This window comes from Stieleria sp. JC731, assembly GCF_020966635.1.
Lineage (GTDB): Bacteria > Planctomycetota > Planctomycetia > Pirellulales > Pirellulaceae > Stieleria.
Window position 1 is genome coordinate 990,201 of the sequence record NZ_JAJKFQ010000005.1, and the last position, 13,784, is coordinate 1,003,984.

The 13,784-nt window shown below is 53.4% G+C and carries 11 protein-coding genes; 9 read left to right on the forward strand and 2 right to left on the reverse strand.

The window, feature by feature from the left end; genetic code table 11:
* Window positions 1–41 precede the first annotated feature (41 nt).
* Window positions 42–569 (forward strand): hypothetical protein, encoded by a 528-nt coding sequence (locus LOC67_RS14655; RefSeq protein ID WP_230263354.1) that lies wholly within the window; start codon window positions 42–44, stop codon window positions 567–569.
* 6 nt (window positions 570–575) lie between these two features.
* Entirely contained in the window at window positions 576–1,793 is a 1,218-nt protein-coding gene (locus LOC67_RS14660; RefSeq protein WP_230263355.1) for a hypothetical protein, read from the forward strand.
* Window positions 1,794–2,132: 339 nt separating this feature from the next.
* Here LOC67_RS14660 and LOC67_RS14665 read toward each other — a convergent pair whose 3' ends face one another.
* Window positions 2,133–5,240: a hypothetical protein gene (locus LOC67_RS14665; RefSeq protein WP_230263356.1), complete on the reverse strand. Its 3,108-nt coding sequence runs from the start codon at window positions 5,238–5,240 to the stop codon at window positions 2,133–2,135.
* Window positions 5,241–5,690: 450 nt separating this feature from the next.
* On the opposite strand from LOC67_RS14665, the gene LOC67_RS14670 reads away from it, so the two are divergent.
* The 3 genes from LOC67_RS14670 (at window position 5,691) to LOC67_RS14680 (ending at window position 9,466) form a co-directional block, all read left to right on the forward strand.
* Window positions 5,691–6,020 (forward strand): co-chaperone GroES, encoded by a 330-nt coding sequence (locus tag LOC67_RS14670; protein WP_230263357.1) that lies wholly within the window; start codon window positions 5,691–5,693, stop codon window positions 6,018–6,020.
* 315 nt (window positions 6,021–6,335) lie between these two features.
* Window positions 6,336–6,932: a sigma-70 family RNA polymerase sigma factor gene (locus LOC67_RS14675; protein ID WP_230263358.1), complete on the forward strand. Its 597-nt coding sequence runs from the start codon at window positions 6,336–6,338 to the stop codon at window positions 6,930–6,932.
* Window positions 6,932–9,466 (forward strand): serine/threonine protein kinase, encoded by a 2,535-nt coding sequence (locus LOC67_RS14680; RefSeq protein ID WP_230263359.1) that lies wholly within the window; start codon window positions 6,932–6,934, stop codon window positions 9,464–9,466. Before LOC67_RS14675 ends, LOC67_RS14680 begins: the two co-directional genes overlap by 1 nt.
* Window positions 9,467–9,471: 5 nt before the next feature.
* Here LOC67_RS14680 and LOC67_RS14685 read toward each other — a convergent pair whose 3' ends face one another.
* A complete protein-coding gene (locus tag LOC67_RS14685) occupies window positions 9,472–9,861 on the reverse strand; it encodes a hypothetical protein (protein WP_230263360.1) in 390 nt (129 codons plus the stop codon).
* Between the two features lie 404 nt (window positions 9,862–10,265).
* Here LOC67_RS14685 and LOC67_RS14690 point away from each other — a divergent pair, with 404 nt between their 5' ends.
* The 4 genes from LOC67_RS14690 (at window position 10,266) to LOC67_RS14705 (ending at window position 13,643) form a co-directional block, all read left to right on the forward strand.
* Window positions 10,266–10,913, forward strand: a complete 648-nt coding sequence (locus LOC67_RS14690) for an ankyrin repeat domain-containing protein (RefSeq protein ID WP_230263361.1) — start codon at window positions 10,266–10,268, stop codon at window positions 10,911–10,913.
* Between the two features lie 95 nt (window positions 10,914–11,008).
* Window positions 11,009–11,227, forward strand: coding sequence for a DUF4827 domain-containing protein (locus LOC67_RS14695; protein WP_230263362.1), 219 nt, complete (start codon window positions 11,009–11,011; stop codon window positions 11,225–11,227).
* 17 nt (window positions 11,228–11,244) lie between these two features.
* Window positions 11,245–11,985, forward strand: coding sequence for an ABC transporter ATP-binding protein (locus LOC67_RS14700; protein ID WP_230263363.1), 741 nt, complete (start codon window positions 11,245–11,247; stop codon window positions 11,983–11,985).
* Window positions 11,982–13,643 carry a putative ABC exporter domain-containing protein gene (locus LOC67_RS14705; RefSeq protein ID WP_230263364.1) on the forward strand — a complete coding sequence of 554 codons (1,662 nt, stop codon included), beginning with the start codon at window positions 11,982–11,984 and terminating at the stop codon, window positions 13,641–13,643. Before LOC67_RS14700 ends, LOC67_RS14705 begins: the two co-directional genes overlap by 4 nt.
* The last annotated feature ends 141 nt before the right edge of the window (window positions 13,644–13,784 follow it).

Below are 13,784 nucleotides of genomic sequence, written 5' to 3' on the forward strand. Positions count from 1 at the left end.
GTTTGCCGTCCGCCAAAACACGTTGTGAATCCAGGTCCGAAATGACGACAAGTGATGTTCGAAACATCGAATCCTTGGAACGGTTTCGTCAGGGGGTTCTCAAACTCGCCGACGATTGGGACAAGACGCTCCAGGAAATCCGCATCAGCGTTCATCGGGCTCAGCGATATTACAGCGATGAAGTTCCCCGGTATTGGCGACATCAAGTTGAAAAAGCCGAGCAGGAACTGACTGAGTCGAAAGACGAGCTGCAACGCAAACAGTCCGCCGCGCGGGCGTCTGATCGGGTGAGCGCATTGGAAGCGCAAAAGCGAGTCGCTCGGGCCAAAGCACGGTTAGATCTTTGCCGCGAACGTCAGCGATCTGCAAAGTCATTGTCGATTGAAATCAGCCACCAATGCGACGAGATGCTAGGGCCGCTGGCTGATATGACCGACCACAGCGAAAATCAATTGCCGGCGGCAGCGGCAAAGCTGCAAAACTGGCTCGAGGCACTACATCGATATACCGATTCGTCGTCGCTGCCTCGAATCGAAAAAGTCAATCCGGACAACGAGCAATCTACGTAACAGACTATGCAATCTGAAGTATCAACACGGTCGGACCAGGACGCCGGACTTTTAGACAACATTCGGAACGCCTCTGGCAGTCCGAGAGAGATGTTGGAGCAACTTGTGTCTTTCTATCGCCAGCAGCAGCTGCCCATGGAGTTGTTCGAGGCACGCAAGTTGTTGGTACGTGACCAACTGGGGTTGCCTTTGGTTACCGAAAGCAATGAACCGATCCGCGACGATGAGACCGAGCGGCAGCTGGAGCAAGGCTTGCTACAGGCTTGCCGAGAATCCGGAGAAATGCTGCTGCGACAAGGGCGTGTATTCGAAGGTTGGACGTATCTGCGACCGGTTGGCGACAACGAATTGGTTCGTGGATTGTTGGCCGAGGTTCCAATTACCGAAGACAACTGCGAAGAGATGCAACGTGTGTTACTACACGAAGGCGTCGATGTCGCACGTGGATACCAATCGGTTTTGGATTTCCAGGGGACGTGCAACAGTATCACCGTCTACGATCAGTTTGTGGTTCAGCGTTCCAAAGCGGATCGACAAGCAGCGGGGGCTTGTCTGCTTGAGCATTTTTACAAAGAGCTAACCGACTTGGTCCGTGAAGACATCACGTCACGCGACAAGGCACCCGGGCCAAACGAAACCTTACACGAAATGCTGGTCGCACGACCGTGGGTGTTGAAGGAAGGCGGCTATCATCTTGATACGACACACTTGTCGGCGACAGTGCGGATCGCCTCGGTCCTGACCGATCCCGATCGTCTACGCAAGGCATGGGAGTTGACCCAATACGGGCGACAGCTTCACCATCAATTCCAGTACCCCGGCGATGAACCCTTTGTCGATTTCTATCCGGCTTACTCGGCCTACTATGCGATATTGCTGGGCGAAAACGTCGATGCAGGATTGAAGCTTTTTCAGCGAAAGGCACTTTCCGTTGACCCACAACAGCATGGTACCGGGGCGATCGAAACGTATGTCGATTTACTTGATCGTGTCGGACGACCACTCGAAGCGATCGAGTTCGCAGTCAAGCACGTTCCCGAAGATGTTGCCGCAGCGACTTTGGTACCACAATTGATCGAGATCGCACAACATGCCGATGCGGTTCCAAGTTCGGAAGAATCTTCGAAGGATGAAGCTTACGAAATGATTATGGATTACTGCGTCGATCGAGGTGACGCGCTAAGTTTGGCGATCGCGAAGCACAGCGAGATGCGAAAATCCTGAGTCTGGAATATTCCTAGACTTTTTGAAATTTTGGTTGCCTATCAGCTATATCGATACCAGTGATTTCGATACCAGCGATGCCGACTTGCCCTGAGTAAACGTTTTTCGCGTTCAAAGAAAAATGCCAGCCGGCCGCGTCACCAACGAAATTTGCCGGGTTCGTTGTTGACGCGTCCGACTGGCATCCTAGGACGATTAAGCCGAGTCGTTGAAGTCGATCGCTGCAGAGTATTTCCTCTTGAACAGCGATCCTGTTGTTTTCCATCCTCGGCTTTCACGCTGGTTTCGCGGAGTCGAATTTGACTTTGCGAGGGACCAAACCTGAAAATCCTTAAGTCGCTAGCGAATGCCTCGCGGGCGACCGGCAACACTCTGTTGTTCTTGCATGTGCCCGATCGACATTCCGATCCAGCCATCACGCAATTCGAATTGGGTTATCTTGGTGTCTTCGCTGACACGATCTTGCAACAGTGAAGCCTTGGTCAGTTCCAGTGGACGCGAATGGGCGAGCACTTTGTTGAACACCGCTCGTACGGGTAGACGAGTTCGCATCGACATCCCAGGACCGCTAATGCTTAGGTGACCTTCGCGAACCAACGACGCGTTCAAGCCATCGACCTGAGGCACGTAGGTGGCGCGAACGATGAAGTTGCGTAGGCGTAGTCGTTCGCTGTCTTCAAGTCGGATGATTCGCATCGTGATCCAGACCTTGCCGTCTTCGATTTCAACGGTGATCGGTCGATGCTTTGCGAATTGAATCTGGATGTCTTCTGGAATGTCATCGGGAACCGTTTTGTCCTGCATTCCGAGCAAGTCGAAGCACTGGGCAAGCACATTGCGAATCGGCATCACTTCGTTCTGCGGGACCAGTTGCTCCAAAGTGTTATTGAGCGCCGATTGGTGAATCTGCAAGCTCATCAAGCTATCCGACAATGCACGCGGGCGAGGTGTCATCGCGGCCAATTGCCAGTCACCAGCCATCCGGTAGCGAGCGATCAGGCGGTTGTCGGTCGATTGCATGTCGACAACTTGAGGCTTCAGTTGCAAACGGGTCAGTGGTCCGAAGATCGATTCGCTGAACCGGTCGCTTGACTGGTCAATCTTTTCGCGAACCGACTCAGTGATTTCATCACCGATCTGATTTTGAATTCGCTGACGAGCAATGCGGTTCGATAGCGATTCCTTTTCCATGTACTCCATTTCGGCAAACGTACGGACAAGGCTGCCTACCAGCGGCCATCCATCGTAATCGGTGTTAATGCCTCGCAGTCGCGAGGTGCCACCAACTGAAACGTCAACGGCACCCAATTCAATGTTTGATGGTTGAATCGAAATCGGCGTCGATGCAGAAAACGGATTGTTGCTGGATGTTCGCACGGCCGCAGGACCACGCATCCCGACGCTTCGTGTAGCGACACTTCCGTTCGTGTGCAAATCGATATTCCACGATCCGAATGCCGGGCGAATGCTAAGGCCGAGTTGGCTTTCGATCGTGCTGACGCCGGTCACGCGGCTGCCCAGCATGGTGGTTCGGACCGGTACGTTGCGGGATGGAATTTCTGGTAGGAGCTGATTCAGCATTTCGTCGCTGATCGAAAACCGAACGTTCGCGTTGCGGTAGTACAGGTTGATGTTGTCAGCCAACCGTTGAATGCTTTCGTGGCGTGCATATCGCAACGCTTGCATCGACTGGGCGACTTCGGCGGTGACAAGGTCGATAGCGTTAGATTCAGCTTTTTCGATCTGGTGCAGGAATGCCGAGTAGTCGATCGCACCGGTTGCCCAAGGGCGGATGGCGACGGCAACAGCTTGCACCGAATCGCTTTCAAGCCATTGGCGGTGGGAATCGTCCAGGTTCGGCCACTGTGTCCGCGATAGGAATTTTTGTGATAGCTCCTGGCGATCGCCGTCGTTGCCCGATGCGAACGCTTGCTCAAGCTCGCTTAGAACAAGGAACTGATTCCAACCTTCAGCATCGCCCGTTTCTGGAAGAGCTGCTTTCAACGTCTCAATCGCTTCAACAGCCCCGACAACGTCGTCACCAACGTATTGGGTTTGAGGATAATCACCGGAATTGATTTCGTAGATCGGACGCCAAACGGTTAGCCGACGCTGAATCGAAAAGGCTGCTTGCAGCCAAGCGACTTGCTCGCTTCGTGGTTGAATCGATTCGGCGTGGGTGAACGCGAAGTCGCATGCCTGTTGAAGTTGATCCAATAGCATCGGTACCTGTTCGTCGCCCAGGCGTTTGGTGCGCGGAAGCTGCTGCAGGATTCCACGCACAGACGAGGACCAGTGAAGCAAGTCGTCGGTCGATAGAACCGGTTGTTGATCCGATTGCACGCGGGTGCTAGCGACACGCATCAGGTTTTCGCGTGGTTGGATCACGGCGACCCGTTCAAGTTGATCGAGTTGCTCGATCAGTTTTGCCGCAACAGGCCAAGTCTTCGAACGGGCTTCGGCGAGCGGGCGAGATTTCTCGGAATCGTCTTCTGCAATATCAACGACCGCGGGTGAAGCGGGTTCCATCTCGGGACGAGATAGAACGTTGTGTGTTTCCAGGGCAGGAATTTCTTGTGCCGATAGGTCCGATTCCAACTCTGGCGACAATGCCGTTTGAGGACGCGTCTCTTTCGCGATTCGATCGGGACTCGGTTGATTTGTCGTCGGACGTTCTGCCAAACGCGGTGGAATGAATTCGACTGTTGGCTCGGAAGCTTGGCCCATCAAAGGGAGCTCCAGGTCATCAGTTTGGTTCAATACCGACGCACCCACAGTGCGATCGAGCAATTCAGGATCGAGATTGATCACCGGATTGGTGGATTCCGTTTCGCTGGCAACTTCGTCAGACGCTGGTGCGTTTTGTGATACCGCAGGTGTCCGACTGGCGGCAGGCTCGATTACCAGGTCGAAACCGAACAAGTCGCTCTGGCTGTTCAGGGCTGGCGCGGGGATCGCAGAGATCTCGGCAGCCTGTGGCCCGATCGGAGCCTCCAACCAAGACTCGATCGAGTTTGCTTGATCGGTTAAGGCAGTATTGCTTGATTCAGACGAGGGCGAATCGCTGCTAGCGATCTGAGGTGCCACTAGGGTCGTCGAAGGTAGGACGATCGCGTTTTGAGCAGCCGAATCTTCAGAGGCACGATCTAGTCCAGCCGACGATGTTTGCTTCGCGATGCCACTGGGAATTAGAACGCTCGTCGGAAGGTCAGCCAATTCAGACGCTTCGACACTGGCGATTCGGTCGCTAACTGAGTGTTCGGCGGTTCGAAGCTGTCCAACCGTGGGGAGAGTGATTTCTCCATCAGGCTGGACTAGAGACAACCAGATGCCGCTGGCGCGTTTCGCCAGAGCTTTGGAAAAGGCATCTTTCTGAAGAGCCACGCCACACAATAAAATGGTGAGCGTCGACGCCGTCAGCGGCCAAACGAAAAGTGAGCGTTTCACATCCTTGCGCATTGCATGACCATCGGTCTTGGGGAATAGGAGGTGGCAATCCAAACCGCCTTGCCACAAAATCGGCTAGATCTCCACGATGGTTCAGCGAGGATGGATCGACGTCCGTAAATCTCGCCGAAGTCGCGACGGCATGCTCCGGCAAGGTTTGCCCGTTACCAGAAAATCCTGCCTGTTTTACTCATGTGGACCCCAACAGAGTTGCGGTAGATCCCCAGCGAGGGCGATCCCGGGTGTACGTCAGGCGTTTCGCCAGCAAAACTATGTCACATGGCGACAGGGGCTGCGCCCTGAGGGTGGTTGGACAACGATCGGACGAAATACAACCTCGTGGGCGTGAACAGCAGGGATTTGTCGTTTCGATTCGGTTCCGTTGCCGTCGGCAAAAATGGACAATCATTCGATTGCCCCTATTTAAGATATAAGTGTCCTGGAGAGGAAATGGCGAAGAAGAAATCAAATGCGGCGTTCGAGTATGTTGAACCGATCGGTGACCGCGTTTTGGTCCGCAAGGATGAACCCAAGCGAGAAACACGCGGGGGCATCGCGCTACCCGATGCGGCTGAGATCCCAACGATCACTGGCCGCATCGTGACCATCAGTGCGGTGGTCGAGAACGATGAAGAATTGCCCCTTCGCCAATATGACAAAATTCTGTTCCATCCAAAGAATGCCATCCCTGTCGACTTGGAACACGACAACCAACTTTTTGTAGTTCCGGTTGATGACATCGTTGCGGTCTTTCGGCGGGACAAACCGGAAGAGGCATAGTCAGTCGTATTGGGCGATCAAAACGGCTTGTGGTAAAGCGAGAATCATCGGAACTAAATCCTGTTACCCTCGTAGTTCAGTTGCGGCTCTGCCTTTTCACCTGAACGGCATTTCACCCCGACTGGGCAGTTCGTTTCGTCAACATTGCGATGTGAAGATCGCTGCCAGCGTCCACAGTTTTAGACATTTCGGTTACACTGAACGTGCCATTGTTGAACGCATTGGAACCAGCAATCGACTTCGGATGTCAAAGCAAGGACGATCTGAATGAGGCAGATGTGCGGTCGGTAGTGAACGCGATTGGAAATGCTTTGAATGACCTCCGTTACTGAACTTATCAATCGAAGCCAAGAAGGTGGTGGCGGAGAAACCGACAAACTTTTTTCGGCGATGTATGACGATCTGCGTCGGCTCGCCGGGCGGTTTTTGCAAAACGAACCGCTTCGGAATCGGCTAAGCAGTTCATCGTTGGTTCACCAAGCCTACATGCGGATGGTGGACCACTCGCGAATCAACTGGCAAGGCAAGACCCACTTCTTTGCCATCGGTGCGACCGTGATGCGGCGAATTCTGGTCGACCATGCAAGGAAGGTGCAGTCTCTTAAGCGTGGTGGCGACTGGGAACGTCGGCAACTGCACGATGACGTCACATTCGAGCTCAACCGTGATGAAGACGTCGTGGCGCTAGATGATCTGTTGGAACAACTGGCGACGTTAAATCCACGCCAAGCAAAAATTGTCGAACTGCGTTTCTTCGGCGGGATGACGATGCGAGAAATCGCGGGTGAAATGAAGCTGGGCCTTCGCACCGTCGAAAAGGAATGGGCGATGAGCCGCGCATGGATGAGACGTGAACTGAGACGTGACCAGGAATCGATCGACGGTTCGTCTGCGGATTCAGAGTCGACTTGATGGATGTCGAACGCTACGCCAAGGTTCGAACGCTGTTTCTCGCTGTCGAAGCGATGGAACCTGAGCAGCAGCGGGCCTATCTGGAAAAGGAATGTGATCAAGACTCTGAACTCCTAGGCGAAGTGCTCTCGCTTTTAGACGAGCACGATGTCGAGTCTGCACGGCTAGAAGGCAATTCCGCAAAGCAACCCGCCTTGCCATCCGGGGAGCGAAGTGGCGATTCACTCGATGCATCTGACGTGTCTGGTTCGATCCCGTTTATGCCGAACGCGAGAGATCATGCGGTGGGGAATCCATCGGATCAGCCTCGATCGCCGCGTCAATTCAATCGACGAAAGCGTGACTTGCCCAGCAAGTCGGCGACCGCCAAAGTGGCCGATGCTGGCGAAAAGGAAAAAGCGCATGCGTCTCAAATTACGATGCAGGGTGCACAGCGAACGCATGCATCGCCACGCTATAGCAATGATTCGGCACCGCCACAGCGACCGCCTTCACCTGGGTTGTGGCAATCACGCGCAAAGAAACATCGGCGATTCAATTCCGGTTGGCTGTGGCTAGCTGCAATCCTTCCAACTGTTTTGGTAGGCGCCTGGACCTACACGACCGTCGTCAAAAGTTTACGCCAGTCAACTGAACAAGAATTGGATGGTGTTGCCGACAGTATCAGTTTGACGGTGAAGCGTTACTTGGACGATCAAGCCCGATTGGCTCGTTCGTGGAGTCAGCAAGTCGACCTGCGGCAGTCCATCATTGCTCTGATCGAAACCACTCGGTCCGACGAGTCGATCGACCTACTACGTGACAGTCCTCACGCACTGGAAATTCGATCGCAGCTAAAAGCGCTCTCCCAATTGCAAGAGATCAAGTACTTCGTCTGGGATCGAACCGGACGAATTGTGGCCAGCTGGCGCGAAGACGGAAGTGATCTCGGAGAGCATATTCCGCCGGAAAACGCTTCGTATCTTGCCCGTTCGATGCGTGGCGAAACGGTGTTGTTCGGACCTGAGTGGATGACGGAAGAAAGCTCGCTCGGCGATCAGCACGATGATCAGCCGGTCATGGCTGAAATGCTACCCATTCGCGACAGCCAATCACGAATCATTGCGACGATTTTGATCGGTGGTTTTGGGATGTTCGAAAACTTTGACAAAATCTTTCATCAAGCTTCGCAGTCCGGTGGGTTGGATGTCTATGCGGTCAACTCGCAGGGCAACATGATCACCAATAGCACCCAGGCGATCGCAGAGTTGCTGGGCGATGGTGACAAAAACAAATCGCGTGAAATAGCGGGACAGTTAAGGGTTTCTGATCCAACGGACTCGGGGCAGTCTAGTGCCGTTTCACTTGAAAGCCGACGAAGCCAACCATTGACGTATGCGGTTTCTGGTGTGTCCAACGGGAACAGCGATTCGATGCTGACACCGTACTCGAATTATTCGGGGACATCGGTTGTGGGTGCGTGGCGTTGGATTGACGACTACGACATAGGTATCGTTGTCGAACAGTCCAGCGATTTTGCATTCGCGACGGCAAGGATCGTACGATACGGTTTTTTCAGCCTGGGCTGCATGTTGACCCTGACCGCTTTGGTGGCTGCAAGCGTAATTGCCAAGCGGACCGCATTGGCACAAGCAGCGGTTCATCCGCTGAGCCGCTATGAAATCGTTTCTGAACTGGGAAGCGGTGGAATGGGAGTCGTTTATCGAGCAAAACACGCTCAGTTGGGACGTGATACGGCACTAAAAGTCTTGCGCGCCGATCGCGACAATCTCGAAGATCGCTTGCGGTTTGATCGTGAAGCCAAATTGGCCGCTTCGCTTAGCAGCGCGCACACGGTAACGATTTACGATTACGGTCGTGGCGAAGAAGGTGAAGCGTATTGCGTGATGGAATTCCTAAAAGGGATCACGTTGTATGATGCGGTCGCGCGGAGCGGGTACCAAGAAATTGGCCGGGTGTTGTATATCCTTCGTCAGATTTGTGACTCCCTCGGCGAAGCACACAATTTGGGCTTGGTGCATCGCGACATGAAACCCCAAAACGTCATGTTGTCGATTGACCCATCGGTGGGTGACTGGGCTGTCGTTTTTGATTTCGGTTTGGCGAAGCCGCTTCATTCCGCATCGGACGCTTATCAGACCAGTGAAACGATATGGGCAGGAACTCCGATGTATATGGCTCCCGAACGCTATCGGGAACCGAACAAGATTGATCCTCGATCGGATATCTATTCGGTCGGCTGCATCGCGTACTTTCTGCTTTCAGGCCGACCGCCGTTTATCGAGTGCGATCCTGAATCGTTGTTCGCACTTGTATTGACCGAAGACCCGATCAGTATCGCTGTCCACCGCGACGAGGATGTTCCAGAAAAGGTGGCGGCGTTCGTCAAACGCTGCATGGCGAAAAACATGGATGAACGCTTTGGGTCCATCGATGAATTGGCCAAGCAGCTTGACGAATTGATCCGCGAATACCCCTGGTCGGTCGAACAGTCTCGCGCATGGTGGCGCATTCATGGTGATGATCTCGACTGATGTAATCATCGGGGCAACCTCCGAATCGAAGTCGACTCAGCGATGTAATCCGATCCGGCCAAGACAGCAATACTACGCTCCAGCCCGGCTTCGGTGAACACATCACGCATTCCGATCATCAGCGAATGCCATTTCTGGATGGTATCAGGAACCGGAATTGTCTTGCTCTCATGACCGCCGATACCAACCTCGCTAATCCCGATTTCGGTCGGTAGGTGCAGCAAGGCTTCCAGCATCAGGTGTTGGAGGCATTCACATTCGGATAGATCTGGATCATCGTAGATCCAAAGGTGTGGGGTAAGGATGCGATCCATCATCGCAAGAGCGGCTGTTTCAGCCGATTCAGAATTCAAAACCAATTCCGCTTGCCCGCACCAAATGTAGAATTTTGCCACCGCTTCGCTCCTTCTTGTTGGGACGATGCCAACCGATCGCAATCGATTGCCATCTTTTTGAATTCGAACATCGCGGGTGAAACAGCCGGTTGATCAAAACCGTTGTCCCTTCCCGCGACAGAAGGAATATCGAGAGTGCAATGACACGGTTGGTCACGTCGAAAAAACGCCGCCTATTTGCCGCTGGAAAGCTCGAAAATGAGCATTCTTACCAGGGCGATTTCGATGGGGATGCGCAACGCTCACCTGCCGTTATACTGCTAGTCTTTACCCCTGCGAACTTCCGCAACGCCGCGAAGTTCCGTACCGTTACGAAGTCAGGACGGGGCCCTCGGGGGGCGAAAGGCTCCACGCTCGGCGTCTTTAGTGGTCGCCGACTCCGATTCCTCTAAACAACCTTGCCGATGTTTCGATTTGTCGCTTTGACCGCCGTGTTTTTTGTCCTATTTGCGGCCGGGATTCTATTGCTGTTCTCAAAGCCCGCTGGGGATGGCAAGCCGGAGTCCGATTCAGCGGCGGCGGCTGGTCAGGAATCGACGCAAGTTTCTGATTCGTCGGCGGAGAAAGCACCCTCGTTCAGCTACACGCCGGAAGCTTTCCGAGATGCGGCTTATGAAGGCAAACTGGATGTCGTTCAAAAATGCCTTGACGAAGGGATGGATGTTGAAATCGCAGATTCGCTGGACCATACGCCACTGATCATGGCGGCCTTCAATGGGCACAAGAAAGTTTGCAAGTTGCTGCTTGATGCTGGAGCCGATGTCAACGCTCGCGATCGCGAAGGTAAAGGACCGCTGTATCACGCGGCCAGTATCGAATCACCAGAAACGGTCACTTTGTTGTTGGATTCAGGAGCGGAGATCAACGCGATTGAAGCGACTGAACAATTTACGCCGCTGATGGTAGCCGCTGCAGAAGGAAACATCGAAGTGGTCAAAGTCCTTTTGAAAGCCGGTGCAGACAAGAACATGAAAGACGTTGATGGTGACGATGCCCGTGTTTTTGCGGCTGAGAAAAACCATCAAGAAATCGTTGATCTTTTGGCCGATTAACTTCAGCGTCTCCGACGAAGATCCTATTTTTTTCGCCCTCGGCGATGACCATTCGAGCCTCCAACCATTCCCCCCCTTTCTCGATGAGAGTATCCGTGCAGCAAGTCAAGATTTTCAAAGCGACCGACACCGAACTTGAAGATATGGAGAAACAAATTAACCGCTTTATTCGCAAGAACGATATCCGTGTCTTATCGATTAGCGGTAACCATTCACCGGCACCGTCGGCCGGTAGTGGCCCGATGAATACGTTCGCCGGGGGAGATGTGACGGTCATCATGATGTATGAAATCGACATCGAGAAACGATCCTAAAACCCAGAGCTGCCCCGGTGATCGAAGTCTCCGATTTTGTAAAAAGCTATGGCGATTTCACCGCGGTCGGCGGCGCATCGTTTTCTGTTCCCGCAGGAAGTGTTGCAGCACTGGTGGGGCCAAACGGCGCTGGAAAAACGACGACGATTCGGACGATGTGTGGCATCCTTCGTCCGACTTCTGGGACGATCAAGATTGCCGGTTTCGATTTAGAAACGCAATCGATGGACGTCAAGCGACAGATCGCCTACGTCCCCGATGATCCCCCGTTATTTGACTCACTGACGGTTTGGGAACATCTGCAGTTTGTCGCCTCGTCCTATCAGCTTTCCACTTGGCAGGACGATGCCGATCAGTGGTTAACGCTGTTTGAATTACAGGACAAACGCAAGACATTGGCATCTGAATTGTCGCGTGGAATGCGTCAGAAAGTTGCAATCGCCTGTGCGTATCTTCGGCGACCTCAGGTGCTGTTGTTGGACGAACCCATGACGGGACTGGATCCGCCAAGCATTCGGCGTTTAAAGGAAACGATCAGTGAGCAATCCCAGCGTGGCGCCACGGTACTTGTCAGTTCGCACCTGCTTTCTCTTGTTGATGACCTTTCAGATCACCTCGTGCTGATCCGCCGTGGTGAGATTCTCTACAGCGGAAACCTTGATGAAGCACGTCAAAAGTACGGCGGCGAAAGAAGGTCGTTGGAAGATGTGTTTTTCAATCTGACCAGCCTTCCAGAGTCAGGTGAAAGCGTTTCATGATTCATCCGGCTCTCGTTCGCCTTACATGGATGCTGACCAAAGCTGGTTTGCGCCATTTGTACAAGCGGATTAAAACCCCAGCCGGCGCCGTGTTCGCGGTGGTCATCTTAGGGTTCCTTGGGTTTGCATTTGGGCCATCCCTGATCTTGCTTAACAAGCCTACCGATCTGAAGTTCGAAGGTTTGGCGACATACGGATGGAGCGTGGGGCCCGTCGCACTTTTCTCTGCCGCTGTCATCGCGGTTCTCACCGATAGCGGAAAGTCGATGTTGGATCTGCGACCGCCGGAGTTGCAGTTTGTGTTGGCAGGGCCGTTCACTTCCCACCAAATACTCACGTACCGTTTGTGGACGATCGGGATGGGGTTGGCGCCGGTTTGCCTGATGTGTTCGCTGGGGCTAAAGCCTCATTTTCAAAGCTGGATCGCAGCGACGATTGGAGTTTTTCTATCGATCTTTTTTATCTTTTTGATCGCGTTCCACTACACGCTGCTGTTGCCAAGGCTTTCGACGTTTGCGGTTCGGTCGATTCGAATTTTATTGCTAGGTGCCAGCGCCGCTGTTGCCGCCGAGTCCGCTTACAACATCCTTCAGTATTCTGACGAGCTGAACTTTCCGGCACTCGCTGATTGCATCGGTCACTCATACACGGGGACGGTGTTTGGTTTTCTATTTCGTCCATTCGCTTTCGCGGCACTTTCGCCGCTTGATAGTTCGCTGTTGCTTTGGGCATCGGTAAGCTTCGGTTTGTTGTCGCTGGTCACGATCAGCTGCTACATCAATAGTGTTGGCTTCGCCGAGCTTGCGGTCGCAGGGGTGGCGCGTCGTCAGAAGAGGATCGAACGAATTCGTAGCGGAAACTTCCACGGAGCAAGCCGAAACGATTCCAAACAATACCAATCGCCGATTCCGACGCTCCCGTTTATGCATGGAGCCGGACCGATCGCTTGGACAGAGTTGACGACGATGATGCGCCGGACCGGCAAACTGCTGATCGGGCTAATGCTGTTAAGTTTGGTTGCCAGCATCACGGGGATATTCATTGTCAATGTACATCCGGAGACGCTAAATCCCAACTTTCGCACCTACAGTCCATTTATCGGATTCGGAACGGCGTGCTACGTTGCGGGATTGATTTCGGTTGGCAACGCGATCGGATTGGCGAGGCCATCAAAGGTTTTAACTTGGTACAAGCTGGTACCAATCGACCCGTTGGCGATCGCGGTCGGAGCCCTCGCCGGTCAAGGCGCGATCTTTTTTTGTATCCAGTTTGCGATCCAGTTGCCAACGATCATCATCAGTTCAAATTCGCTACTGCAGTCCGCCAGTATGCTGGTACCGGGGTTTGCGTTCGCGATTGTGCTGTCTTCGCTGACGAACTTGATCGCCACGTTGACCGGTCTGCGTCCGATTCCGCAGGGGACACCCGACATCTTTCAGGGCACGCGGGTGTTGTTTTTTATGCTGCTGCTGGGGATCGGGATGATTCCGCCTGCCATGACCGCATTGGGGACATCCGCCCTGGTGGCTTCGATCTTCGGGATGCAACTGGCATCTTTCGCACTCGGCGGATCGGCGGGGGCCCTGGTGTGGGTGCCCGCGATTTGGTGGATCACGGGAAGAAAATTTCATCAAAGCGAAACCATCAACGCCGATTGACGGTTTCGCGTCCTAATCCGTGGTTTTGCAAGTTGTCAAATTTGGCGGCAAATCCGTACAGTTGACAATCTCACTGTTCCCCGACGAATCACCTGATCGATACACAGTAACAAACGGTGATATTCAGGGGGGATTCCTGAG

What these genes read in the sequence shown, in the direction of transcription:
- LOC67_RS14655 (WP_230263354.1), top strand. Translation starts at nt 42, where the DNA reads ATGACGACAAGTGATGTTCGAAACATCGAATCCTTGGAACGGTTTCGT.
- LOC67_RS14660 (WP_230263355.1), top strand. Translation starts at nt 576, where the DNA reads ATGCAATCTGAAGTATCAACACGGTCGGACCAGGACGCCGGACTTTTA.
- LOC67_RS14670 (WP_230263357.1), top strand. Translation starts at nt 5,691, where the DNA reads ATGGCGAAGAAGAAATCAAATGCGGCGTTCGAGTATGTTGAACCGATC.
- LOC67_RS14675 (WP_230263358.1), top strand. Translation starts at nt 6,336, where the DNA reads ATGACCTCCGTTACTGAACTTATCAATCGAAGCCAAGAAGGTGGTGGC.
- LOC67_RS14680 (WP_230263359.1), top strand. Translation starts at nt 6,932, where the DNA reads ATGGATGTCGAACGCTACGCCAAGGTTCGAACGCTGTTTCTCGCTGTC.
- LOC67_RS14690 (WP_230263361.1), top strand. Translation starts at nt 10,266, where the DNA reads ATGTTTCGATTTGTCGCTTTGACCGCCGTGTTTTTTGTCCTATTTGCG.
- LOC67_RS14705 (WP_230263364.1), top strand. Translation starts at nt 11,982, where the DNA reads ATGATTCATCCGGCTCTCGTTCGCCTTACATGGATGCTGACCAAAGCT.